This is a genomic window from Bacillus sp. CGMCC 1.16607, assembly GCF_042683745.1.
In the GTDB taxonomy this organism is placed as follows: domain Bacteria; phylum Bacillota; class Bacilli; order Bacillales; family Cytobacillaceae; genus Pseudoneobacillus.
In genome coordinates this window covers 263087-286406 of record NZ_JBHUJX010000025.1, presented here as the reverse complement: position 1 = coordinate 286406, position 23320 = coordinate 263087, and the positions used below count along the sequence as shown (strand labels likewise).

At 35.1% G+C, this 23320-nt stretch carries 25 protein-coding genes and 1 other RNA gene; 18 read left to right on the top strand and 8 right to left on the bottom strand.

Features of this window, described 5'->3' with window-relative positions; genetic code table 11:
• Positions 1-130 precede the first annotated feature (130 nt).
• Genes ACFSO7_RS17845 through ACFSO7_RS17835 form a run of 3 tightly spaced genes read left to right on the top strand, consistent with a single transcriptional unit; the run spans position 131 to position 1914 of the window.
• Positions 131-841 (top strand): DnaD domain-containing protein, encoded by a 711-nt coding sequence (locus ACFSO7_RS17845; protein ID WP_377878703.1) that lies wholly within the window; start codon positions 131-133, stop codon positions 839-841.
• Positions 842-901: 60 nt separating this feature from the next.
• The gene (nth, locus tag ACFSO7_RS17840) at positions 902-1558 is read left to right on the top strand and encodes an endonuclease III (RefSeq protein WP_377878702.1); all 657 of its coding nucleotides are present in this window, start codon (positions 902-904) and stop codon (positions 1556-1558) included.
• Positions 1555-1914, top strand: a complete 360-nt coding sequence (locus ACFSO7_RS17835; protein WP_377878701.1) for a YpoC family protein — start codon at positions 1555-1557, stop codon at positions 1912-1914. The genes nth and ACFSO7_RS17835 overlap by 4 nt, the downstream gene beginning before the upstream one ends.
• Positions 1915-1936: 22 nt before the next feature.
• On the opposite strand, the gene ACFSO7_RS17830 is transcribed toward ACFSO7_RS17835, so the two are convergent.
• Together ACFSO7_RS17830 and recU are read right to left on the bottom strand one after the other, a co-directional pair.
• Positions 1937-4441: a transglycosylase domain-containing protein gene (locus tag ACFSO7_RS17830; protein ID WP_377878700.1), complete on the bottom strand. Its 2505-nt coding sequence runs from the start codon at positions 4439-4441 to the stop codon at positions 1937-1939.
• Positions 4442-4475: 34 nt separating this feature from the next.
• The gene (recU, locus tag ACFSO7_RS17825; RefSeq protein WP_377878699.1) at positions 4476-5084 is read right to left on the bottom strand and encodes a Holliday junction resolvase RecU; all 609 of its coding nucleotides are present in this window, start codon (positions 5082-5084) and stop codon (positions 4476-4478) included.
• A gap of 116 nt (positions 5085-5200) precedes the next feature.
• On the opposite strand from recU, the gene ACFSO7_RS17820 reads away from it, so the two are divergent.
• The 6 genes from ACFSO7_RS17820 to ACFSO7_RS17795 all read left to right on the top strand — a co-directional run bounded on the left by ACFSO7_RS17820 (position 5201) and on the right by ACFSO7_RS17795 (position 9844).
• Entirely contained in the window at positions 5201-6160 is a 960-nt protein-coding gene (locus ACFSO7_RS17820; RefSeq protein ID WP_377878697.1) for a DUF2515 family protein, read from the top strand.
• A 323-nt stretch (positions 6161-6483) separates the two neighbouring features.
• Positions 6484-6753 (top strand): hypothetical protein, encoded by a 270-nt coding sequence (locus ACFSO7_RS17815; RefSeq protein ID WP_377878696.1) that lies wholly within the window; start codon positions 6484-6486, stop codon positions 6751-6753.
• 69 nt (positions 6754-6822) lie between these two features.
• Entirely contained in the window at positions 6823-7188 is a 366-nt protein-coding gene (locus ACFSO7_RS17810) for a YppE family protein (protein ID WP_377878695.1), read from the top strand.
• 127 nt (positions 7189-7315) lie between these two features.
• On the top strand, positions 7316-7816 hold the full coding sequence (locus tag ACFSO7_RS17805) for a YppG family protein (protein WP_377878694.1): 501 nt from the start codon (positions 7316-7318) through the stop codon (positions 7814-7816).
• A gap of 197 nt (positions 7817-8013) precedes the next feature.
• A complete protein-coding gene (locus tag ACFSO7_RS17800; protein ID WP_377878693.1) occupies positions 8014-8877 on the top strand; it encodes an ABC transporter permease subunit in 864 nt (287 codons plus the stop codon).
• The gene (locus tag ACFSO7_RS17795; protein WP_377878691.1) at positions 8870-9844 is read left to right on the top strand and encodes an ABC transporter permease; all 975 of its coding nucleotides are present in this window, start codon (positions 8870-8872) and stop codon (positions 9842-9844) included. The genes ACFSO7_RS17800 and ACFSO7_RS17795 overlap by 8 nt, the downstream gene beginning before the upstream one ends.
• A gap of 268 nt (positions 9845-10112) precedes the next feature.
• On the opposite strand, the gene ACFSO7_RS17790 is transcribed toward ACFSO7_RS17795, so the two are convergent.
• Positions 10113-10805, bottom strand: a complete 693-nt coding sequence (locus ACFSO7_RS17790; RefSeq protein ID WP_377878690.1) for a Crp/Fnr family transcriptional regulator — start codon at positions 10803-10805, stop codon at positions 10113-10115.
• A gap of 342 nt (positions 10806-11147) precedes the next feature.
• Between ACFSO7_RS17790 and ACFSO7_RS17785 the strand changes: the two genes are divergently transcribed.
• From ACFSO7_RS17785 to ACFSO7_RS17750, 8 genes are all read left to right on the top strand, one after another.
• Complete coding sequence (locus tag ACFSO7_RS17785; protein ID WP_377878689.1) at positions 11148-13436, top strand: DEAD/DEAH box helicase; 2289 nt, start codon at positions 11148-11150, stop codon at positions 13434-13436.
• The gene (locus ACFSO7_RS17780) at positions 13426-14676 is read left to right on the top strand and encodes a ribonuclease H-like domain-containing protein (RefSeq protein ID WP_377878688.1); all 1251 of its coding nucleotides are present in this window, start codon (positions 13426-13428) and stop codon (positions 14674-14676) included. The genes ACFSO7_RS17785 and ACFSO7_RS17780 overlap by 11 nt, the downstream gene beginning before the upstream one ends.
• Before the next feature lie 293 nt (positions 14677-14969).
• On the top strand, positions 14970-15311 hold the full coding sequence (locus ACFSO7_RS17775) for a CotD family spore coat protein (protein ID WP_377878687.1): 342 nt from the start codon (positions 14970-14972) through the stop codon (positions 15309-15311).
• A 331-nt stretch (positions 15312-15642) separates the two neighbouring features.
• On the top strand, positions 15643-16206 hold the full coding sequence (locus tag ACFSO7_RS17770; protein WP_377878686.1) for an SLOG family protein: 564 nt from the start codon (positions 15643-15645) through the stop codon (positions 16204-16206).
• Positions 16207-16278: 72 nt separating this feature from the next.
• Positions 16279-16578 (top strand): cell division regulator GpsB, encoded by a 300-nt coding sequence (gene gpsB, locus ACFSO7_RS17765; protein WP_377879465.1) that lies wholly within the window; start codon positions 16279-16281, stop codon positions 16576-16578.
• An 80-nt stretch (positions 16579-16658) separates the two neighbouring features.
• An RNA gene (rnpB, locus tag ACFSO7_RS17760) (RNase P RNA component class B) lies at positions 16659-17053 on the top strand.
• A 166-nt stretch (positions 17054-17219) separates the two neighbouring features.
• Positions 17220-18362, top strand: a complete 1143-nt coding sequence (locus tag ACFSO7_RS17755; RefSeq protein ID WP_377878685.1) for a THUMP domain-containing class I SAM-dependent RNA methyltransferase — start codon at positions 17220-17222, stop codon at positions 18360-18362.
• Positions 18363-18643: 281 nt separating this feature from the next.
• A complete protein-coding gene (locus ACFSO7_RS17750) occupies positions 18644-20578 on the top strand; it encodes an ATP-dependent DNA helicase (protein ID WP_377878684.1) in 1935 nt (644 codons plus the stop codon).
• Positions 20579-20606: 28 nt separating this feature from the next.
• On the opposite strand, the gene ACFSO7_RS17745 is transcribed toward ACFSO7_RS17750, so the two are convergent.
• The 5 genes from ACFSO7_RS17745 to ACFSO7_RS17725 all read right to left on the bottom strand — a co-directional run bounded on the left by ACFSO7_RS17745 (position 20607) and on the right by ACFSO7_RS17725 (position 22915).
• Entirely contained in the window at positions 20607-20903 is a 297-nt protein-coding gene (locus ACFSO7_RS17745; protein ID WP_377878683.1) for a metal-sulfur cluster assembly factor, read from the bottom strand.
• Positions 20904-20914: 11 nt separating this feature from the next.
• On the bottom strand, positions 20915-22162 hold the full coding sequence (locus ACFSO7_RS17740; protein ID WP_377878681.1) for a hypothetical protein: 1248 nt from the start codon (positions 22160-22162) through the stop codon (positions 20915-20917).
• A 14-nt stretch (positions 22163-22176) separates the two neighbouring features.
• Positions 22177-22386: a DUF2249 domain-containing protein gene (locus ACFSO7_RS17735; protein ID WP_377878680.1), complete on the bottom strand. Its 210-nt coding sequence runs from the start codon at positions 22384-22386 to the stop codon at positions 22177-22179.
• The gene (locus tag ACFSO7_RS17730; protein WP_377878679.1) at positions 22383-22625 is read right to left on the bottom strand and encodes a DUF2249 domain-containing protein; all 243 of its coding nucleotides are present in this window, start codon (positions 22623-22625) and stop codon (positions 22383-22385) included. Before ACFSO7_RS17730 ends, ACFSO7_RS17735 begins: the two co-directional genes overlap by 4 nt.
• 143 nt (positions 22626-22768) lie before the next feature.
• Positions 22769-22915, bottom strand: a complete 147-nt coding sequence (locus ACFSO7_RS17725; protein WP_377878677.1) for a hypothetical protein — start codon at positions 22913-22915, stop codon at positions 22769-22771.
• Between the two features lie 160 nt (positions 22916-23075).
• On the opposite strand from ACFSO7_RS17725, the gene ACFSO7_RS17720 reads away from it, so the two are divergent.
• Positions 23076-23312 carry a DUF2249 domain-containing protein gene (locus tag ACFSO7_RS17720; RefSeq protein ID WP_377878676.1) on the top strand — a complete coding sequence of 79 codons (237 nt, stop codon included), beginning with the start codon at positions 23076-23078 and terminating at the stop codon, positions 23310-23312.
• The last annotated feature ends 8 nt before the right edge of the window (positions 23313-23320 follow it).

The following is a 23320-nucleotide window of genomic DNA, read 5'->3' as shown; positions in this document are numbered from 1 at the left end:
AGCATTTGCTTGTCGGGGCTGATCAAGGCGCTTACGCATTTTTTTCACTTGTAATTGTTGGTCATGTGTCCAATCAGTATCCGTACCGACAAGGAAACATTCATGTTATACTAGTATGGAGGTGGCATTGATGGATAAAATGAATCTTATCGCTTGGGCTAATGAAGGAAGTATTAACATACCATCCTTTCTAATTACTCATTTCAAATCTTTAAAACTAAATGAATCGGAGTTAGTTTTAATTCTTCAAGTTATTTCTTTTCAAAATAAAGGAAATGATTTTCCTACCCCAGAAGAATTGTCAAATCGAATGACATCATCAGCTGATATTTGTGCAAATATGCTAAGATCATTAGTACAAAAGGGATTTATTGAAATCTCTGATGAATATAGTTCTGAAGGTATTCGTTATGAAAAATACTCACTTGAACCACTGTGGGAGAAAGTTATTGAGCAATTTTTATTAATAAGAAAATCAGAAGATCATGTAATCAAAAGTACATCGGAATCCGATTTATATATTTGTTTCGAAACAGAGTTTGGGCGTCCGCTTTCACCATTTGAAATCGAAACTTTATCGATGTGGTTGGATGATGATCGTCATGATACCATTATCATTAAAGCGGCGCTAAGAGAAGCTGTGATATCAGGTAAATTGAATTTTAGATATATCGATCGTATTTTATTTGAATGGAAGAGGAATGGAATTAAAACGGTTGAGCAAGCAAAAAGCTATGGGTTAAAATTTCGACAAAAACCTAGACAAGCAGTCAATCAAAAACCATCTACTAACCCAGTTCCTATCTATAACTGGCTAGAAGACGTAACGGGAGAAATTTAATTTTCTCTCTTTTTTTGAATAACTAATGTAATAAAAGGATTTCAAAGAGGGGATAAAACAATGTTAAATAAAACTGAAATTAGATATGCGTTAGATCAAATGGGTGAATTATTTCCTGATGCACATTGTGAGCTTGTTCATTCAAATCCTTTTGAACTAGTTATTGCTGTTGCTTTATCGGCACAATGTACTGATGTATTAGTTAATAAAGTTACGAAGGATTTATTTCAAAAATACAAAACTCCAGAAGATTATTTAAAAGTGTCATTAGAGGAATTACAAAACGATATACGCTCCATTGGACTTTTTCGCAATAAAGCAAAAAATATTCAAAAACTTTGCCAGTTACTTCTAGACGAGTACGACGGTATTGTTCCTAAAGAACGTGACGAACTTCAAAGACTTCCAGGGGTTGGGAGAAAGACGGCAAATGTTGTTATGTCAGTTGCCTACGGAATTCCAGCAATTGCAGTCGATACACATGTGGAGAGAGTAAGTAAACGTATAGGAATTTGCAAATGGAAAGATTCTGTCTTAGAGGTTGAAAAAACACTAATGAAGAAAATACCTGAGGATGAATGGTCAGATACGCATCATCGATTAATTTTTTTTGGAAGATACCACTGTAAGGCTCAAAACCCTCAATGTGGTTCTTGTCCTTTGTTACACATTTGTAGGGAAGGAAAAAAACGAATGAAAGGAAAGGATACCGCGTGAAAGTTGAGTGTTTTGAGAACCACATCCTTTTATTATTAGACCAATGGTCAGAATTAAAATTAAAGCTAATCCAACTTTTTGAAAATAGAGATCGAAAAAACACTCTTGGTCCAATGCAAGAAGGAATTGATTTATTTCTTAATTTTCTTTCGTGGAGTAATGATATCGTACGAGACGATCTTTCAATGAACTATTCAGCGTTACATTGGAAGCCGGTCAATGTAAATGAACGCCTTGAATTTATTAAACAACGTCCAAATCTTTATCATTCTTTTATTCAGTTAGTAGAATTAATGTCAGAACAAGAAAAGCAATATAGAAAAAAAATAGCCATAAAAAAAGTGACTAAGCAGTAGCTGAGTCACTTTTTCTATTTGTTTAATCGTTATTAGAACCAGTATCATCATCATTTGGATCGGTTCCATCGGTCTCGCCGTTATTTGGATTCTCGCCTGTACCGTTATTATTTCCATCATCATTTAGATTTTCGTCATTTCCGCCACCCAAGTCAATAGGATTTGGAATTTCGATCATAACTACAGCAGGCTCACTTCGTAATTCTCCTCTAATTGCAACAACCTTAAAGGTATATATCCCACCAACTACAGGTTTTGTCACGAGAAGTCCTTTTTCTTTCGTTGTCTCCAGAATCTGATCTGCACCATCATCTAAAGAGGCACTTACCTCAAAATCAATAGGAGATTCTACAGTTCCAGTTAAAGGATAGTCCCATGTTAGTTTAATTTCATTCATTGTAGGATCATAGGTTGCAATGAAGTTTCCAGGTATATCTACTTTATCGAATTTTGTTGAAGTTTCTTTAGGCGCCTTACCTTTTACAGCCCACTCATATAATATTTGATCCTTTGGTGTAAACGGACTTGCTAATTTAGCAGGGAAGGTGCCTTTTTCAATTTGGACTTTTTCTACACTTTTTGGAACGGTAAAATCTGTAGATTCTATATCCTTAGAAACGTATTCCATAATATTTTTAAATAAATATTGGGCGATTCTTTGATCATTTCCGGATGGTATATATTTTTTTCGATTTTTATATCCTGTCCATATTGCGGCTGTATAATCAGGTGTGTATCCAGCAAACCAAGCGTCTGGAACAGCCCCTCTTGGGACATTATATTTTTGCATCTCGTCATCGGAATAGTTCGTAGTACCCGTTTTTCCTGCTATATGAAGGCGAGGGACATTTGCTCTTCCCCCCGTACCATATGATTCCTTTACTACACTTTTTAACATATCGGTAATAAGAAAAGCTGTATAGTCTTTCATAACAACTTGCATTTCCGGTTTCGTATTTATTTCAGTGCCATCTCTTAATTCTATTTTCGATACTGTGTATGGTTCTGTGTAAAAGCCATTATTCCCAAATGCACTGTAGGCTCCAGCCATTTGAAGAGGGGATACACCCGTTTCTAGACCACCAATTGCGTACGATTCATATACTTCTTCAAGCGGAAGTCCTAAGTTCTGAGCAAATTCCTTCGCATTCTCGGTGCCAACCTGTTGTAAAGTTTGAATAGCAGTCGTGTTTCTAGAACGAGCTAACGCTTCTCTCATTGTCATAGGTCCCATATATTGTTTATCCCAGTTTTTTGGTTGGGTGGTACTATTCCCTGAATATTTGGTCGGTTTATCGTCGAGGGTATGGTATGTACCCCATTGTAAAAATTCAATCGCTGGACCATAATCTAAAATTGGTTTTATCGTGGAACCAGGTTGACGTTTTGTGTCAATAGCATAATTAAAGGGTCTTTTCCCCTTTTGATTACGTCCACCGCCAATGGCACTCACTGCACCTGTTTTCGTATCTAATAATACGATACCGGCTTGAAATTCATCATCTGGATATTCAATTACGTCATCTGTGTTTAAAATATTTTCAACATAAGATTGTGCATCAGGGTCTAGTGTCGTGTGAATCGTTAATCCATCCGAATAAATATCATAGTCACCTTGATTATTCACTTCGTCAATGACTGCATCAACAAATGATTCATAAGGGTTATCATCCTGCTCGCGATCTTCTTCCTTCACAAGCGTGGATTCAATCGGAACTTTCTTCGCTGCTTCCATTTCTTCTTTCGAAATATACCCATGTTGATGCATTAACGTCAATACAATATTTCTTCTTTTTTCTGCTCTTTCAGGATAATAAAAAGGGTTATAGTTATTAGGGCTTTGTGGTAATCCGGCAATAACAGCTGCTTCAGGTAGCGTTAATTCTTCTAACTCTTTCCCGAAATAGATATGTGCAGCTGTTTTAATACCGTGAAGATTTTTTCCCATTAAGTTTTTGTTTACATAAATTTCAAAGATTTTTTCTTTCGTATATTTTTGTTCTAGCTGATAAGCTAACCAAGCTTCTTGAATTTTTCTTGTTAATGTTTTCTGGGTTGTTAGGAACGAATTCTTAACAACCTGCTGGGTAATCGTACTAGCTCCTTCAGATCCAAATCCATTCGTGAAATTGGCAATGACTGCCCCTCCTAGACGGATGAAATCAATGCCATGATGCTTGTAGAATCGAACATCTTCGGTTGCCAATACGGCATCTTCCATTAACTTTGGTATATCATCATATTCAACATAATCACGGATAACGGCTCCTAGCTCTGTTACAACCTCGCCATTTTTGTCTAGTATTTTTGAAGAAACAGGGTCTTTTAATAATTTTTCATCTAGCTTAGGTGTATCTTTTAAGATCATTGCCACGGTGACTCCACCTGCAATGACACCAATTAGTCCAATAATGACAATTGATAGAAATACCTTTTTCCATAAACCAGCCGATTTCTTCTTTCCTTTTTTATTTTGATTAGAAAGTTTTTTTCGGCGATCCTCTCTTGATTGGTATTTCTCACTCATATTTATTTCCTACCTTTCCTTTGTAAACGACTATTTAGAGTTGATAAAGTTTATCTATTACTTTAATATAGTCAATTCTTGGATGAAAGCCAACTGATATGAGGTGAGCATTCTGTCCAATTTCCTCTAATGTAATAGATTTTCTTCCACCGTTTATCATTCTATTCCAAAATGAAAGTAACATGTTTCCCTCTAGTAAATAAATCTCCTCGATCGTAGAAAAGCGAAGGATAACAAAACTGATTCCATTTTGATTAAGAACCGAAGAGATATGTTTGATTTGATGCTCATGAAAATTTTTAAGCGGAAAGGAACTGCTTAATTGCGTTTCCTTTGCTTCAAAATCAATATATCGTCCTTTATATACTCCATTATAATCTGTAGTAGAAGCTTGTTTAAAATATGCTTCCTTAATTACAGCTGCACTTCTCTTTGGATAATCCACTTGTACAATTTGAACCGGTGTGGGTTTTTTGTGAATCACAGCAATATTGTTCTCTAGGTAATATTCATTTGTCACATTTAAGTCTTCCTCCAAAGTCATTCCCCTGTTACTATATGTCCCATTTTTCTTTAAAGAATTCGCAAAGGATGGCTGGGGTTTGGGGATATAACGTTTACCGTTTGGATAATGAACATTCATTTGATTGCACCTCGCCTACTATACCATATCATAACAAAACTTCTTCGTCAGTTGTTGAATAAATTGATTCAGGTATTAAAGAATAATAATATTACGATGAAAAGGCAGATGACGAAGTGCAACAATTTGAAACGGATAAAAAGATTGTCAATGTAATTAAGCAATTAACACTACATCATAATAAAGATAATCTTTCCAGGACGGAAGCCTATTTTAACTATTTTAAATCCTATCCAGAAATAAAATGGTCCTTTCTTGCAAGTATGGTTTCAAGAAATAGCGGCTACAATATGTGCGATTTAGAAGGAGAATATTTTTCTAATTTGCTAGACCCTTCTTTTAGAAAGCTCCTTTATTTGACATATGAACGGGCAAATTGGCTTATCTTTCAAGATATTTTTCCACAATTAATGATTTATAAATATTCGACGAAATTTAAACGTCCTTTGTTTCACCTCATGGAATATTTCCAAGTTTCAGACTTTATTCAAAATGAATGGGAACATTATTGGGACAAGCGTGATGAGAATCGATTACTAACTGCCTTAATCATAAATGAACAAAATGTGATCCATAAACCAGTGATAAAACATCCGATATACAAAAATAGTGTATTTCATTCTTTCATTTTTCAAATGGAGGATTGGTTTCATTTTAGTTGTGTTCTCTTTCCTACTTGTGAAGGCAAAGTTTATGGAGCAAGTGTAAATGGATTCAGAAAAGTGGATAAAAGAATTGATTTAGGAAAGAGGTTAGCTAATATACTATTTCAACCGCAATTATTTCCAGACTTTTTTGTGTTCGCTGAGAAACAAACACATACGGGATCAAGATATGATTATGAACGTTACTTTTCTAAAAAAAATTATAGAAAAACGCCATATCTTCGAACAGCTTTTCCAATTATTAGTCATCACCTTCATAATAAAGTGGATTGGAGCTTGAAAAAGAAAGTTCCACATTCATGGTTATTTGGGGATATTATCCATAAACACCCGATACAGCTGAATGATTGGTATGAAAAAAAACAAAGTCAGATTCAATTACTAGTTGCGTTGAACCAATTAATAAAATAGAAAAAACGGCTAATTGAGCCGTTTTTACTTTAAGTTGATGGACGATTTGGTCCTTCTAATTTTTTATCACCGTAACCTCGTTTATTTTCGTTTTGACGATCTAATTGTTTTTTACTTTCTTTCCCTTGTTTTTGCACAGGAAAACACCTCCTAATAAATAGGTTGTGCTATTTGCGGACGTATCATTCCTTGTATAGAAACTGTCGAATTCCATGCAAAACAACACTTTCTTTGGCGAATTACTTCTAGTTTTGTCAAGTGTGAAGGAGTCCTTCAATCGTTAGAGAATACCTTGATTAAGAAAACATTAGGAGGTCTTAATAATGATTGAAAACCAAAGCTCAAAAGAAAAATTATTAACGATGCTTACGGAGATTTATGACCAGTTAGAAGAGTTAGAGGAAGTACTAGATTGTTCGTTATCTGACCTTCGAGATGATCTTTATCAGCAGCATTCCAATAATGTGGCAAAAATAGAAGAAAAGATTGTAATGAAAGAACAAAAATATCATCGTCACATAAGTGCTACAAAATGTGAAAAAGAAACGAATCAAAGTATTCCCCAAAACTTAAAACTTGAATTAGGTTTTTAAAATAAATAAAATGATGGGAGTAGCTTCTGATTTGGGCTACTTTTATTTTTTTATAAATGAGGGATGGGGATGGAAAAACAGCTTTTCATAACGACTAATAAACTTCTTAATCTAATTGAAAAAGGGAAAGAGCATTTTGAGAAAGCAAAGACCAGTGGAAAGGAAGGGGACTTTTTTACAGAAGTAAAGCCATTTTCGGATATAGTAAAGATTACAGCTGACGAATGGTTGGATGTGGCAATAAGATGGATTCAAATAAGAAATCCAAAGTATATTAATCAAAAACAGTTAGAGACAACTTATGATCATCTTGAAAAAATCAGTATTCAATCTTTTTATCCAAATACAAGTAGAAAAATATTTTTAAGCTCCATTCAATCATCGCAATTCGTTCTTCAAAGTATTATCCAATTTCTTGAAGATACTCCTTCGTAAAAGGTCTAGAAAATTAACTTTTTTAGGCTTTTTAAAATTTTTTTCACCTTATTGTTTGTTAGGCATAATGTATAGTAGTGATAAATGCGATAGGAGATGTATGCCCATGTTTAGGAGAAAACAAAATATGCAAAGTTATAATAGACAGTATAATCAAATGGAGTTATTAAATATGGGAAATCCATATTATCCTTCAGCTCCAATTCCGATGTACTCTCCATTTCATCAAAATCCATACGTACATCAACCATATTCAAATTATCCCCAAAACTACTCGAACAACCAATGGAATAATCAACAGTCATATAATTTTCATACTCCTTATTCATCTGCATTAATGGGAACGAAGAGTAATGTTCAGTCTATTTTTCATAATCCATTAGAACCAAAAAATCCGTACACTTCACAAATGCAAATGAATCAAAATCAAATGAACTACAATCCCTATCCAAAACCAAACATGATTCCAAGACCTAATGGTGGATTTGGAACGATTATGAATTCATTTAAAGGCCAGGATGGTAATCTGGATTTAAATAAAATGATGAATACAGCTGGCCAAATGGTGAATGCAGTAAGTCAGGTTTCTTCAATGGTGAAAGGATTAGGTGGATTTTTTAAAGTATAGCAACTCATATGTTTGTAAGATAAGACGATGGCTATTCGTCTTTTTTTATTGGACTCTTTATTGTGATTACCTTGAATTAACGAAAAATAGAGAATATTATTGACAATATGAAATGAAATAAGGAAAATGAAATTAATTATTATTTCAATAAAGTAATCGTAACGCGATCTTTACTTTATATAGAAAGGAGATAAAAAATGATAAGAATCCTTCAGCAAATATTTTTTATCATTATTTTAATATTATTACTAGCGTCATTACCGAGTGTCATCGGGATAGATCCAATCTCAAAAGGTATATCGTGGGAATTTGATAATCTACCACAGGTTTTTGGGAATTTTATTACGGAACTTAGTAGTGGAAGTCTTGGAACTTATCATTTAGGAGGACAAGAACGGCAGATTTCTGTAGATATAAGAAATAATTTTTTTACAAGTTTATCTATTATGATAGTCGGCGTGAACGTAGCCGTTTTCGTAAGCTTATTGTTTGGCATCTTCGTTAGTCGATTTAGAGTGACAAAAATAGTTAATGTTTTTTTGAATATTTTAGCAATTATTCCTGATTTTATTATTATCATTTTTTCATTACTAATAGCTGTGAATATATATAAGGCAACAGGGGTAAGAATCATATCATTAAGACCCGATGCAGGTGCTCTTAATATATGGTTTCCGATGTTACTTGTCGGTATTGCTCCTACATTGTACTTATTTAAATTAATTGCCGTAAAATATTATCAAATAAGTGGTGAGGATTATATTCGAACAGCAATCGCAAAAGGAATGAGGATAAATTATATTAACTTCCAACACGTATATAAGAATATCGAACCTTTTATTGTCGCTGAATTAACAAAGATCGTTTCACTTTCAATTGGTAATATGTTTATTATTGAATATTTATTAAATGTTCCGGGAATAACAAAATTTATTTTTTTAAGTCAGCAAGTACAGCCGATTACAATTGGTTTGTTTTCTATGCTTATTATTTCACTGATTGTCTATGTTTCTGTTAGATTCGGACTCTATTTGTTTAAAAGAGGTTTTCTATATGAATAAACTGCTGCGGATTAATTACTCATTTTATTTGGGTATCACACTGGTGCTTATCCTTGTTTTCCTTGCTATCTTTGGACCCGTTTTGGCTCCACACTCATTAACGGAGACACTCGGGACAAGCTATGTAGATGGCGATATTATTGCTCCACCATTAGAGCCTTTTAAATCAATCATCTATCCTTTAGGTACCGATCGTTGGGGCTATGATTTATTGTCAATGGTGTTAACGGGGATACGTTATACCATATTTATTTCCTTAGCTATTACGATAATCAAAATGCTTGCTGGTACGATCATCGGGATATATGTAGGAACTTGGAAGGAAACCCCCAGTTGGATGGAGTCGATTGAGGTTTCATGGAGTTATGTGCCATTATTTTTAATTCTCTATTTCTTTTTTAATCCAATCAATTTTAATAATAAGGTAGAATTAGAGTCTTCTCAATTAATACTTTACTTTATTATCTTAACTTCAATTATAAGTATTCCAAGTATTATTTCTTCAGTTAGAAAAAAGTCTCATGAAATCTCTAAGTCTGTATTTATTGAGGCTGCAAGAACGTTAGGAGCAAACCGACATCGGATTATCTGGAAACATATTTTTCCACAAATGAAGGAATCTCTACTTGTTATGTTTATTTTAGAAATTGTATACGTGATTACGATAATGGGGCAACTGGCTTTAATGGACATTTTTATCGGTGGAACCATTGTTAGAACAGACCCAACGATCTATTTATCAATAACCAAAGAATTATCAGGTTTAGTAGGGTCAGCACGTGGAAATATTTATGGGTCACAATATATTTTACAAATCCCATTAGTATTATTGTTAATTACGACACTTTCTTTTAGCCTTTTAGCAAATGGCTTAAAAAATCGTTATCAATCGAATTATCAGAGAACACCTTGGATTAAAACCGGTTTTGAACCGAAGTTAATGCCAAGAAGACAAAAAAGGTCATAACAGAATTTGTTATGACCTTTTTTGATGTATAGGAAATTATAAAATACTCGGATTTGGATAACTTCATAACTTGTATAATCCACGTCCAGCGCAAGCGTCCTAGCCCCTACGTACAGGAAGTACTAGTGTCGACAATGCGACAGGACGTCGCACCTTTGTCGACCTCGAGGCCAAATGGCGCCCCAAAGATGAGGTTAAAGAGCAAACCTCCTCTTTGGGACGGCATTTGCTTGTCGCGGCTGATCAAGGCGCCCCGCGCTTTTTTTAATCAAAAGATCTCATCCATTAATGTTTCTGGATATAGAATCATATTTCCATGTTCGTCCATTTCGATTAATTCTTCTTTTTTCATTTTTGTTAGTGTTCGGCTAACTGTTTCTCTTGTTGTACCGATCATATTTGCTAAATCCTTATTGGTAAACTCATTTTTTAAGGTTACTGAACCATCTTCATTTGCTGTGCCGTGCTCTTCTCCTAAACGAATGAGAAGTTTAATGATTTGTTCATATGTATTATTTAGAATTTGTTCTTCGAGGCGATTTTGCAAATTGACAATTTTCTCTCCTAACACTTTAAACACTTTAATGCAAAGTTCAGGATTTTCAATTAATACATTTTCGAATTTGGCAATAGGGACAACAACTAAAGTCGCTTTCTCTAACACTTCTGCATTTGCTGGATAGCTTCCCTTTCGGAAGAAACCAACATGTGGGAACATTTCGCCTTTTTTTAATATCGAGACAATTTGCTCTCTTCCGTTTATATCACTTTTATAAATTTTCACCTTTCCCTCATCGATAAAATACACATTATCTAATGGTTCACCTTGTAAAAAAATATAACTGTTTTTTTTCCACGTTCGTGATAAAGAAATTTGCACAATCTTTTCAATTTCTAGCTCATTTAAATCTCTAAAAAGCATAAAGTCAGAAAGAACTTTTTTAATTTGATCTTCTCTCATTTCCTTCACTCCAAATCATCCACTAATCCTCTTATTCTATTCTAACATTATAGCCAGTTTAAACAATCTTTTAACAAATATATTATTCACGTTGGAGTTTTAATCAGGCTGTTTTCTTAAACTGTGTTGCTTGAAAAAGTAGTGGTTGATTTCCACTCCAGGATTCTCGCTTTCCGCGGAAAGCGAGTACCCTTGCAACAATCAACGGACAAATTTATCGTCTAAACAATGTGAATAGAACTTTAAAAAATTAGGGAATTAGTGGAAAGGGAAAATATTTATTTATTTCCTCTTTTGAAACGAACATCTATTCGTTAAAATAGATATGATGAGGTGAAAGAAATGAATGTTCGTAAATCTTTGCAAACCATTTTAGCAGAAATAAAACTTCAAGAAAGTTTTCACGAAAATATTGTCCATTGGCATACGTTAGAATCTAAGCCTGCCATTACAGAACCACTTCCAGTGAATCTTCATCATAAATTAATTGAGGCTTTAAAGAATAAAGGAATCGACCAATTATATAGCCACCAACGAACTGCGTATGAGCGAGTACAGAATAATCAATCGATAGTGGCTGTTACTCCTACTGCATCAGGGAAAACTCTTTGTTATAACTTACCAATCTTGCAATCTATTTTAGATAATAAGAACTCAAGAGCCTTATATATTTTTCCTACAAAGGCACTTGCTCAGGATCAAAAAAGTGAGATTAATGAGTTGATTCAGTCTTCAGATATGAATTTGAATAGTTATACATATGATGGAGACACTCCTGCAAACATCCGCCAAAAGGTGCGAAAAGCGGGACATATTGTGATTACAAATCCCGATATGCTGCATTCGGCAATTTTACCCCATCACACGAAATGGGTTTCATTGTTTGAAAACCTTAAATATATCGTTATTGACGAACTTCATATTTATAGAGGAGTATTTGGCAGTCATGTGGCGAATGTCATTCGGAGATTGAAAAGGATTTGTAACTATTATGGTAGTGATCCGATTTTCATTTGCACATCCGCAACTATAGCGAATCCACTAGAGCTTGCAGAAACACTTACGGAAAAGAAAATGGAATTAATCGATAATAATGGTGCACCTTCGGGTACCAAACATTTTTTATTCTACAATCCACCAATTGTTAATAAACCGTTAAATATTCGTAGAAGCGCCACTCTTGAGGCTAGAAAATTAGCAGCAAATTTATTGAAAAATAAAATACAAACGATTATTTTTGCTAGAAGCAGGGTACGTGTGGAAATTTTACTATCTTATCTTCAAGATTTGGTAAAAAATCAGCTAGGTCCTAAATCAATTCGCGGTTATCGAGGGGGATACTTACCTACGGAACGTCGTGAAATTGAAAAAGGTTTAAGAAATGGAGAAATTTATGGTGTGATCAGTACAAATGCTCTTGAATTAGGGGTTGATATTGGTCAGCTACAAGCATGTATTATGACTGGATACCCTGGAAATATTGCAAGTGTTTGGCAGCAAGCTGGCCGTGCTGGAAGACGGCATGGTGAATCACTTGTTATATTAGTGGCAAGCTCTAGCCCATTAGACCAATATATTATCCAAAATCCTGACTACTTTTTCAATAAGAGTCCAGAAACGGCGAGAATTAACCCGGATAACTTGATCATTCTGATTGACCATATGAAATGTGCTGCATTTGAATTACCATTTAAAAAGAATGAACCATTTGGATTGCTTGACACAGCTGAAATTCTAGAATATTTATCAGAAGAACGGGTATTATTCCAAAATGGTGATAAGTACTTCTGGATGAACGATTCATTCCCAGCTCACAATATTAGCTTAAGATCTGCATCTGGGGAAAACGTGATTATTATTGATCAATCTGAAGTGGCTGCTGTAAAGGTTATCGGTGAGATGGATCAATTTTCAGCGATGACATTGTTACATGATGAAGCGATCTACTTACATCAAGGCATCCAGTATCAAGTTGAAAAGTTGGACTGGGAGGAAAAAAAGGCATATGTACGTGAAGTAGAGGTTGATTACTTTACTGATGCTAATCTTGCTGTGCAGCTTAAAGTGTTAGAAGTGGATAAACAAAGGGAGTCGAATGAAGTGGAGATAGCATATGGGGATGTGACGATCCAAGCTATGGCGACTATTTTTAAAAAAATTAAATTCGAATCTCATGAAAATATCGGTTCAGGACCAATTCATTTACCTGAAGCTGAGCTTCATACTAGTTCTGCCTGGATTTCTTTGAATAAAGGTATGGAAAAGTTCGGACAAGAACGTTTAGAACAAGGGTTAATTGGTGTGTCCCATGTATTAAAGCATATTGCCCCATTGTATGTCATGTGTGATCCACAAGATGTTCATGTTGTCCCACAATTAAAAGCTTCACATAATGAGAAACCAACGATTTTCTTCTATGACAGGTATCCTGGCGGTATAGGATTAAGCGATTCTTTATATACAGGAATGGAAATGATACTAGAAAGTGCTGTGAAAATGGTAGAGAGTTGTCAATGTGAGGACGGGTGTCCTTCCTGTATTGGCACAGATTCTTTTCATGAACAAGGTAAAAGAGATGTTTTAAAGCTACTTTCGTTATTTCTAGAGGTAGGAAATCAATATGTCACTTAAAAATAAGTTAAATCGAATAAAAACACATATCGTGAATAAGGAATTGGCAATCGACAATCATCAAATAAGCCCATCGTTGGAGATACCCTTTTTAGATAAATGGCAAGATGAAGGAGCAAGCCCCTTTTTCATGGATGGTCAATACTGTTTTATACGTAAAAAGTCTTTTCCATTACAGTTTCAGCACGGTCGTTATCAATTAGGTGAATATCTTAATGCGGTGGAGTCATGGAACCATAGCCATCTTAACCATCCTTTATCCACGAAAGGGTTTCAAGCAGAACAGTTGTTTTTCTTTGATACAGAGACAACTGGTTTAGGAGGTGGCGTTGGGAATACGATTTTTATTTTAGGTCATGCAGCCCTTAATAAGCAGGAGATCATCTTGACACAACATATCCTGCCACATCCAGGTGCTGAAATTCCGTTATATTATAGTTTTTTAAGTCAAGTTGATTACGAAACACTTGTTACATATAATGGAAAATCCTTCGATTGGCCACAAGTAAAAACCCGGCATACGTTAATTCGTGATCACGTACCGAAGCTTCCGGAATTCGGCCATTTTGATTTGTTTCATTCGTCTAGACGAATGTGGAAGCATCGCTTAGAACGAATGAAACTAGCTATTGTAGAAAAAGAGGTACTAGGAGTCAATCGGACGGATGATACACCGGGTTTTTTAGCACCAATGATTTATTTTGATTATGTTGAGAGAAAAGATCCTGAAGGAATGTTTAAAATGTTGCATCATAATGAATCAGACATCCTATCGTTAATCACATTGTATACACATCTTTCCTACCAAATCTTAGGTAAGGATCAAAATCAAACCGTCAAGGAAAAGTTTGAAGTAGGTAGATGGTTTAATGCTCTCGGGGAAATTTCTTCTGCTAAAGAGGTATATGAAGAGATTGAAAATAAAAATGATGTGGTTTCTACACATTCTCAATTACATCTCGGCTACGTTTATAAGAAACAAAAGAATGTGGACGAAAGCCTTTACTATTTTCAAAAAGTAGTAACATCAAAGGGAAATCCTGATATTCAAATCGAGGCATGTATCGAGGTTGCTAAAATATGGGAGCACCATTTTAAAGACTTTAATAAAGCCATTCATTATTGCGACATTGCATTAGACCTGATTAATAAAGGCTCATCCAAAAAAATAGGAATCTCAGAAATTGAAAAGAGAATAAAAAGAAATAGAGGGAAACTTTGTAAAAATAATAAAGAATAAAATTGTCAATAATTCGCCATAATTTGCCTGTTGTTTGAAAAGGATGGAAGCTGTAAAATGTAAAATTGTATGACTATGATTTAATGGAGTTGGGCACATTGTACAAAGCAATTTTACTTTTATTCTTTATTGTCATTTGTTTAACTGCGTTTATTTTTACATCTTTAAAAGATAGTTTTTATTCTATTCTATAAATTTATGAAAAATAGGTATTTTCATTAGTACAAGATAAACCCTTTCATCATAGGCTATTAGTGTAAACAACTAATAAAATATCGAAAGGAGATTGTCTAATGTTTTGTCGACCAAATAATATTTTGCCAGCCATTGTGCACCCAACAAAGTGTTGCACAAACCATACTTTTGCAAATACGATTGTTCCACATATTCATCCATCACATACGACTACAGTCAATCATCAAAATTTCCAGCATAAGCACTATTTCCCGCATACTCAATCTGTAGTGGGTGAAGTCACACATCAACATTTTAATTGCTCAGGACCTGGACCAGGAATGGCACCAGGGTTTGGAGCAGGCCCAGGAGTGGGAATGGGCCCAGGATTTGGAGCAGGACCGGGAATGAGCCCAGGATTCGGACCAGGACCTGGAATGTATCCGGGAGTAGGAAGATAGATGTAAAAGAAGCAGGGGCGCATATGCCCTTGTTTTTTTATTAGGTAAGAAAGTATAACATTTTTGGACTTAGAAAATTGTCTTGCGCAAGCGTTCTAGCCCCGACTTACAGGATATTCTAGTGTCGACAATGCTTCAGGAGGTTGCGAAGTTGTCGACCTCGTGTCCAAATGTTCGACATTCAAAAAGTCAGAGATCGACTTTCCGGGTGCCAAAGCACTTGCTTGTCGGGCTGACCAAGGCGCCTCACGCATTTCTAAATATTTTGTTCATATTTTGACTTTTGTCTAGTATGATTAGTATAGAAAATTTAAATGAGGGCGAAGATCATTTGAAGAAGAATGTAACCATCACAGGATACAAGCCACATGAGCTTGGGATATTCAAAAAAGATCATGCATCAGTAGAATTTATTAAAAAGGCTATTATGAAAGAGTTAGCACCGTTAATTGAGGAAGGTTTAGAATGGGTAATCATTAGTGGGCAACTTGGAGTGGAATTATGGGCAGCAGAAGTCGTTTTTGACTTTCAAACCTATTTTCCTGATTTAAAACTTGCTGTGTTGACGCCATTTTTTTCCCAAGAAGTGACATGGAGTGAAAACAATAGAGAATGGTATGAATCTGTTTTGGCGCAGGCGGATTTTGTCGAGTCAATTACGCATAAACCATATGAAAATCCAAAACAATTTTATTTGAAAAATCAAGTTATGCTTCATAAAAGCGAATTGGCGATCATTATGTATGATCCAGAAAAAGAAGGAAGTCCTAAATTTTTCTATGAAGCAGCAAAACGCTATATGGAAACACATAATTATGAGATACGTGAAATATCATTTTATGATTTACAATTGATTGTAGAGGAAGAAATGAGTAAAAAAATGGATCAATATTAAGATAAAATTGACAATCACAACTATTTTTGAAAAAATAGATGGTATGATTGGAGATATTCCGAGGTGAATGTAATGTTGTCAGATAAAGTGAAATTAACGGCGAAGGATATTTTAGAAAAAGAATTTAAAACATCAGTAAGAGGATACAAGCAAGAGGATGTAGATAAATTTTTAGATTTTATTATTAAGGACTATGAAACATTTCATCAAGAAATTGAAGATTTACAACAAGAAAATCTTCGTTTGAAGAAACAACTTGAAGATAATTCACGTCGTCAACCGGCACAATCTGCAGGTACAACAAATTTTGATATTTTAAAAAGATTGTCAAATCTTGAAAAGCATGTTTTTGGCAGTAAATTGTACGATTGATAATGTTTACCTTATTTTCTAATTAAAAACATTGATTTAGTTATCATCATTACATATAATACAACATGTAGTAATTAATTGCGTTCGGGTAATCGCTGCAATGTAAATTGTAGAGGAAAGTCCATGCTCGCACGATGCTGAGATGCTCGTAGTGTTCGTGCCTAGCGAAATCATAAGCTAGGGCAGTTAGAGCAAGACTCTAGCTGACGGCCGGGAAAATGCCTAAGTCCTTTAACGGATATGGCATGAATACCTATAAAAGTGCCACAGTGACGGAGCCTTTTCAGAAATGAAAAGGGTGGAACGCGGTAAACCCCACGAGCGAGCAACCCAAACGATGGTAGGGGCACCTTCTCTAAGGAAATGAACGAGAGAGAAGGACAGGATCTTTGATTCTGTAGATAGATGATTACCACCTGTGTACAAGACTTTTTAGTCGTTTGCAGTACTATGGTACAGAACATGGCTTACAGAACGCAATTGATGAAATAAATGTAAAGATGAAGGTTCAAGCTCTCCTTGATTTGGAGGGCTTTTTACTTGTATGGGTTTGTAATTCGAAAATAAAGACATTAAAATAAAGATGTGATAAATTAGTTCGGTACTATTTATACTGTACATTACGAAAAATAGGTGAAAAAATGACAAAGTATAAGTTAATTGCTACAGCAGCTATGGGCTTGGAAGCTCTAGTTGCAAAAGAGGTAAGGGCACTTGGATATGATTGTGAAGTGGATAATGGAAAGATTATTTTTGAAGGCGATGAGAAAGCCATTGCTAGATGTAATATGTGGCTTAGAACAGCCGACCGAATCAAGGTGGTAATCGGTGAATTTAAAGCAACAACCTTCGATGAGCTTTTTGAAAAAACGAAAGCATTACCTTGGGAGCGCTATTTACCGGAAGATGCAGAATTCCCTGTTACAGGAAAATCAGTCAAATCACAGCTTTTTAGCGTTTCAGACTGTCAAGCAATTGTGAAAAAAGCTATTGTGGAAAGAATGAAGAAACATTATAAAAGAAATACTTGGTTTGAAGAAAACGGTGCATTATTTAAAATTGAAGTTGCTTTATTAAAAGATGTTGCAACCATAACACTGGATACTAGTGGAAAAGGTTTACATAAACGCGGCTATCGAACAGACCAAGGGGAAGCCCCATTAAAAGAAACATTAGCAGCAGCACTTATTATGTTAACAAATTGGTATCCCGATAAACCATTTATTGATCCGTTTTGTGGCTCAGGCACTATTCCGATTGAGGCTGCTTTAATTGGTCAAAATATAGCACCTGGATTTAATCGTGATTTTGTTTCAGAAGGTTGGAACTGGATTTCTAAGCAAACATGGAATGATGTTCGCCTGGAAGCTGAAGATTTAGCTAAATATGATCAGCCACTTGAAATTTTTGGCTCCGATATTGATCATCGTATGGTGAAAATAGCGGAGGAAAATGCCTTTGAAGCAGGATTAGGTGATTTAGTCCGTTTCAAACAAATGCAAGTACGAGATATATCTACTAATTTGCAGTATGGGGTAATAGTTGGGAACCCGCCTTATGGTGAAAGGATTGGGGAAAAGAGTGCAGTTGAAACGATGTACAAAGAAATGGGAAAAGCCTTCACTAAATTGGATACTTGGTCAGTGTATATTTTAACCTCTAATGAAAATTTCGAGCAGCTTTATGGTAAACCCGCGACAAAAAAACGAAAACTTTTTAATGGGTTTATTCGCACTGATTTATACCAATACTGGGGACCACGACCACCGCGAGTTCAAGAATGATCATCAAACTGCAGTCTCGACAACAGTAGTCGAGACTGTTTAAATATATAAGAAAGTATAACGGTATTGGACTTCTAAAATTGTCCAGCACAAGCGTCCTAGCCACGACGTACAGGATGTACTAGTGTCGACAATGCGACAGGACGTCGCGCTATTGTCGACCTCGAGGTCAAATGTTCGCCACCCAAAAAGTCAAAGAACGACTTTTTGGGTGGCGAAGCATTTGCTTGTCGGGGCTGACCAAGGCGCTTCCGCTTTTTTAATTTTCCTAGGAGGTTTTTATGTCAAATCGTTTACCGTTTTCTGTCTCGAAGACAGAATCTTTTTATGAGAAATTAGGGGATTGGATTGGAGACGTGTTTTACGATATACTTCCCGAATCAGGGTTTGAAATACGCGATGAACAAATTTACATGGCTTTTCAATTAGAAAAAGCATTTAAAGAAAAAAAGGTGATGTTTGCGGAAGCGGGAGTCGGAACTGGAAAAACGATTGCCTATCTTTTATATGCCATTTGCTACGCTAGATATACTAATCGTCCCGCTATCATTGCCTGCGCAGATGAAACATTAATTGAACAGCTTGTTAAAAAAGAAGGCGATATCGCTAAAATTGAAGCGGCTTTAGGATTAAATATGGATGTCCGTTTAGCAAAGTCAAGGGATTCCTATTTATGTCTTAACAAGCTAGAGTCAGCAATGGCAAGAGAAGAGGAGAACGTCTTTCAAGAAGTCTTCCATGGTCTTCCTGACTTTGTACATGGCAAAGGTTCGATGCAGACTTTCACCCATTATGGAGACCGTAAAGATTTTGCTCATTTGCAAGACGAACAGTGGGAGCAAATTGCATGGGATTCTGTGCAGGATTGCTTTAGCTGTCACCAAAGACATCGATGTGGGCAAACCTTACACCGTGACTATTATCGAAATGCAAAAGACATTATTATTTGTTCACATGATTTTTATATGGAGCATATTTGGACGAAAGAATCGAGAAAAAGAGAAGGCCAATTGCCATTGCTTCCCGAAGGCAGCTGTGTCATTTTTGATGAAGGTCATCTTTTGGAATATGCTTGTCAGAAAGCGTTAACGTACCGGTTTACAGAACAAACACTTGAAAAATTATTGTCAAAAATAATGGCAAATGATGTGAGGGAAAAAACATTACTTCTAATCGAGGATGCCATATTTGAAAGTGAATCATTTTTTACATTACTAGAAAATGTCTCGCAATCAACTTTAGGCTCGGAAAAACATAAGGTTGAAAAAACCAAAAATGTCCTTCATTCCGCGTCTAAACTTCTGACCATATTACAGCAAGTAGAGGAAGAACTTGTTTTTGAAAGTGAGTTATACGTAATTAATGAGTATGATTTAAAGATTGTTGAAGAATATTTAGAACAAATTACCTATTCATTATCTTTATTTTTAAAGGGCCAAAAGGGTATTACCTGGTTTGAACACCATCATGGAGAGAGAACGCTAGTAATCATGCCTAAATTAGTGGAAGATATTATGCGCCAAGAAGTATTTTCACAGGAAAAACCTTACATCTTTTCTTCGGCAACCTTATCTGATGATCAGTCCTTTAACTATATTGCGCAAAGTCTTGGGATTGATGATTACTTACACTTTTCAGTCGCATCCCCATTCGATTATGATGATAATATGAAAATTATTATGCCGACCTTCTCAAATGACCGATTGGATGAAAAACTTCGATATGTAAAGGAAGAAATTTTACGTTCAGAAGGTAGGGCTTTGCTTTTATTAAATAACACAGAAGAAATGAAGCAGGTGAAGGCTTATTTAAAGGAGTTGCCATTCCCTATTTATTTCGAAGGGGACGCAGAAATAAGTACACTTGTTTCGAACTTTCAAAATGATGAACATTCTGTCCTATGTTCTATTCATCTTTGGGAAGGGCTAGATGTCCCAGGCAGGTCGCTAGAGAATGTAATCATCTATTCTTTGCCTTATCCACCTATTGATCCAGTTTTTGAAGCGAAAAGAGAAGGGGCAACGAATCCATTCGAAGAAGTGGACTTGCCATATATGATTCTTCGTTTAAGACAAGGTATTGGAAGATTGATTCGTAGTCATGACGATAAAGGCACAATTCACATATTAATGGACGAAAATATGAATGAAAAAGTTCTTCATAAAATTAATAGTATTCTTCCTATATCAAAAAACGGTGATGGAGAAGATCGCTAACAAGCGATCTTTCATCACCGTTTTTATTTTAACGTAATATCCTCTTCGCTTCATCCGACATTTTATCTGGTGACCATGCGGGCTGCCAGACTAGATTAACAACTACTTGATCGATCTCCGCCATTTGTTCTACGCAATGCTTCACACCACTCGTGATACTATCATGTAATGGACACCCGGGAGTTGTTAAAGTCATGTCAATTTCAACCGATCGGTCAGAAGTCTGCTTAATATCATAAATTAATCCTAAATCTACTACATTAATATTTAACTCTGGGTCATAAACCGTTTTTAACTCTTCGCGTACTTTTTTAATAATTTCCACTTGTTAACACCTCATTTATTTAATATAACGAGTAATATTGAAATGGCAGTTGATAAGATGGATAATGCTAGCAATACGATTCCAATTGTCAAAATCGCGCTTATTTGAATGATGAATCCAAGATATATGATAAAACAGCTTAGGATCAGTATAGATAATAAAGTAACTGCTAAGTTTTCATTCAGCATATCCTTTAATGCAGGAACGGTTTTTTTGCCTATTTCTTTACTGTATTTATGAGTCCACCATAAGAAAGGAACAATTTTATATAAATATCCTAAAATACTTAGTACAATCCAAAGCATGAGATAAAGGAATAATAATGGCCCTATTAAATTAGTTTTATTTTGGGTAAACAGATTTAGAAAAAACAAAGCGTGTAAAAAAACGCCGAAGCCTATTCCAGATAATGCAAACATAAAGGGCTTATCTAGCTTCCTTTTTATTCGTTTTTTGATAATCATTGAAACATGCCATGCAAATAAACTAAATCCAATAAATAAAAGGAAGAAACCTAGTTTCATCAATAGTGATTCATTTGTGAAAAAGGAGATGATCGTAACGACAATCCCTGTTACATAGCAAATATAAACATACTTAGCAAGTCCCATTGAATAGCCGTGAGATAGTGAAAACATCGGGACCATTTTATAGGAGAAACCAAATATTAGAAATGTAAACCAGCCTCCAACACCAAGTAAGAGATGGCTTTTAAAGAAAGCTTGATACCCAGCGCCTAGTAATCCTGTTTTCCATGAAATGATAAGAGCAATGCCAAAAAAAATAGTTAAAAATAAACATAGCAAGCCTGTTCCGACAAAGACTGTTAATATATTTGGCCTTGCTTGATTCCTTAATGTCATGAGCATTTGAATAAGAAACATGAAAATTCCTAAAACTGTAAGCACTCCCGGTATGAGAGCATGCTGTGGTGACCAAAATAAAAAACTGGCAAAACTAATGATTCCAACGGAGGAAACTCCAAACTGGACATAACCAAATTTTTCATTCCAAATAGGAGTTAAAAAGGCTACAGGAACAAGTTGATACATTGATCCCATTGCAACCATTAATGCCCACCCGAGTATAAATAAATGGGCAGCTGACCAAATGGCAGGTGTTCGGAAATTGCCGCTTGCGAATTCTCCTGTATTTAAAACGAGTATAGTTTGTGATAAAAGTAAGGCAACCATACTAAAAAAGAAAAAGGAAAAAGGAAGCTTAACATTTGTTTCACTTCCCATATTTTGCGGAAGCATCTTCTTCACCTACTTTAACGATAAATTTCAATCTTGTAGCTCCCATCTTCTTGTTGCACGGTACGATTTTTAAACCCGAGCTCTTCTAACTGTTCATATAAAAACATTGGCCTTCTGTCATTAATGATTGTTAAAATTTCATTTTCTTTTAGATTTTCCAATGCTGCAAGGGTCCTCATCATTGGTTGAGGTGGTTCCAGTCCACGATTATCTAGAACATTCATACCGAAGCACCTACCTTGGTAAAAGTAACTTTCCAGTGTTTCTTCTCAAGCTCCTCAGCTTTATGAGTAAAGCCCTTAGCTTTCATAACTGCAAAAAGGGGACCTGGTATAAATGGAGCATGAAGGATAAATACATCATTTTCCTTTAAACCTGAGATGGCCGACATAATCTTTTGGAATGGCTCGAGTTTATTATTTAGGTCCTCTCGAACATCTAATTCAATTATTTTTGCATCCATTCGTATCTCTCCCAATGAATTATTTTCTTATATAACTAGTTTAACAAGCTTACTGAATGATTAATGTGATATAAATCATAAATTAAAGCCTATTTGAAAATAATTCTCACTTAAATGCATAGAAAAATCCCGTAACAATGTTCTTACGGAATTTTTTTATCATCTGTAATTGAATTATGACAATCAAAACAAAGTAACTCTTTCGTTTCCAAAATGATTCCATTAAAAAATCCATCCAAACAGAAAAGTTCTTTTTGACAAATGGAACATTTTCCTATAAGTTCCTTCATTTTCAATCACCTCTTCATAATATATTCTCTTTCTATGATATAAATCCTACAGAGTAAGTAGTAAATATCATTCATATAGTGTGATTCTAGACACTGAATAAGAACGACCGACTTCATATAATAAAAAAGTAGAATCAATTCATCAAAGGGAGAGAGTAATATGGAAAAGATCTTTACTGCTATTGTCAATGTTCCTGATTATCCACCGAAAGAAAAACACCCAACTATTTTCAAAACATTTGACGGATTAAACGCTGGAGAGAATATGAAAATTGTAAATGATCACGATCCACGTCCATTACTTTATCAATTCATGATGGAAAGACCAGAACAGTTCGAATGGGAATATTTAGAAGAAGGTCCAGAGATTTGGCAAGTAGCTATAAATAAGAAATAACGCGAAAT

Bases quoted from the DNA above. Each gene is read 5' to 3' on its own strand.
- ACFSO7_RS17810 (WP_377878695.1), top strand. From the start codon at position 6,823: ATGGAAAAACAGCTTTTCATAACGACTAATAAACTTCTTAATCTAATT.
- ACFSO7_RS17780 (WP_377878688.1), top strand. From the start codon at position 13,426: ATGTCACTTAAAAATAAGTTAAATCGAATAAAAACACATATCGTGAAT.
- ACFSO7_RS17790 (WP_377878690.1), bottom strand. From the start codon at position 10,805: ATGAGAGAAGATCAAATTAAAAAAGTTCTTTCTGACTTTATGCTTTTT.
- ACFSO7_RS17775 (WP_377878687.1), top strand. From the start codon at position 14,970: ATGTTTTGTCGACCAAATAATATTTTGCCAGCCATTGTGCACCCAACA.
- ACFSO7_RS17720 (WP_377878676.1), top strand. From the start codon at position 23,076: ATGGAAAAGATCTTTACTGCTATTGTCAATGTTCCTGATTATCCACCG.
- ACFSO7_RS17815 (WP_377878696.1), top strand. From the start codon at position 6,484: ATGATTGAAAACCAAAGCTCAAAAGAAAAATTATTAACGATGCTTACG.
- ACFSO7_RS17785 (WP_377878689.1), top strand. From the start codon at position 11,148: ATGAATGTTCGTAAATCTTTGCAAACCATTTTAGCAGAAATAAAACTT.
- ACFSO7_RS17730 (WP_377878679.1), bottom strand. From the start codon at position 22,625: ATGGATGCAAAAATAATTGAATTAGATGTTCGAGAGGACCTAAATAAT.
- ACFSO7_RS17800 (WP_377878693.1), top strand. From the start codon at position 8,014: ATGATAAGAATCCTTCAGCAAATATTTTTTATCATTATTTTAATATTA.
- nth (WP_377878702.1), top strand. From the start codon at position 902: ATGTTAAATAAAACTGAAATTAGATATGCGTTAGATCAAATGGGTGAA.
- ACFSO7_RS17755 (WP_377878685.1), top strand. From the start codon at position 17,220: ATGACAAAGTATAAGTTAATTGCTACAGCAGCTATGGGCTTGGAAGCT.
- ACFSO7_RS17735 (WP_377878680.1), bottom strand. From the start codon at position 22,386: ATGAATGTTCTAGATAATCGTGGACTGGAACCACCTCAACCAATGATG.
- ACFSO7_RS17725 (WP_377878677.1), bottom strand. From the start codon at position 22,915: ATGAAGGAACTTATAGGAAAATGTTCCATTTGTCAAAAAGAACTTTTC.
- ACFSO7_RS17750 (WP_377878684.1), top strand. From the start codon at position 18,644: ATGTCAAATCGTTTACCGTTTTCTGTCTCGAAGACAGAATCTTTTTAT.
- ACFSO7_RS17740 (WP_377878681.1), bottom strand. From the start codon at position 22,162: ATGCTTCCGCAAAATATGGGAAGTGAAACAAATGTTAAGCTTCCTTTT.
- gpsB (WP_377879465.1), top strand. From the start codon at position 16,279: ATGTTGTCAGATAAAGTGAAATTAACGGCGAAGGATATTTTAGAAAAA.
- ACFSO7_RS17830 (WP_377878700.1), bottom strand. From the start codon at position 4,441: ATGAGTGAGAAATACCAATCAAGAGAGGATCGCCGAAAAAAACTTTCT.
- ACFSO7_RS17845 (WP_377878703.1), top strand. From the start codon at position 131: ATGGATAAAATGAATCTTATCGCTTGGGCTAATGAAGGAAGTATTAAC.
- ACFSO7_RS17805 (WP_377878694.1), top strand. From the start codon at position 7,316: ATGCAAAGTTATAATAGACAGTATAATCAAATGGAGTTATTAAATATG.
- recU (WP_377878699.1), bottom strand. From the start codon at position 5,084: ATGAATGTTCATTATCCAAACGGTAAACGTTATATCCCCAAACCCCAG.
- ACFSO7_RS17795 (WP_377878691.1), top strand. From the start codon at position 8,870: ATGAATAAACTGCTGCGGATTAATTACTCATTTTATTTGGGTATCACA.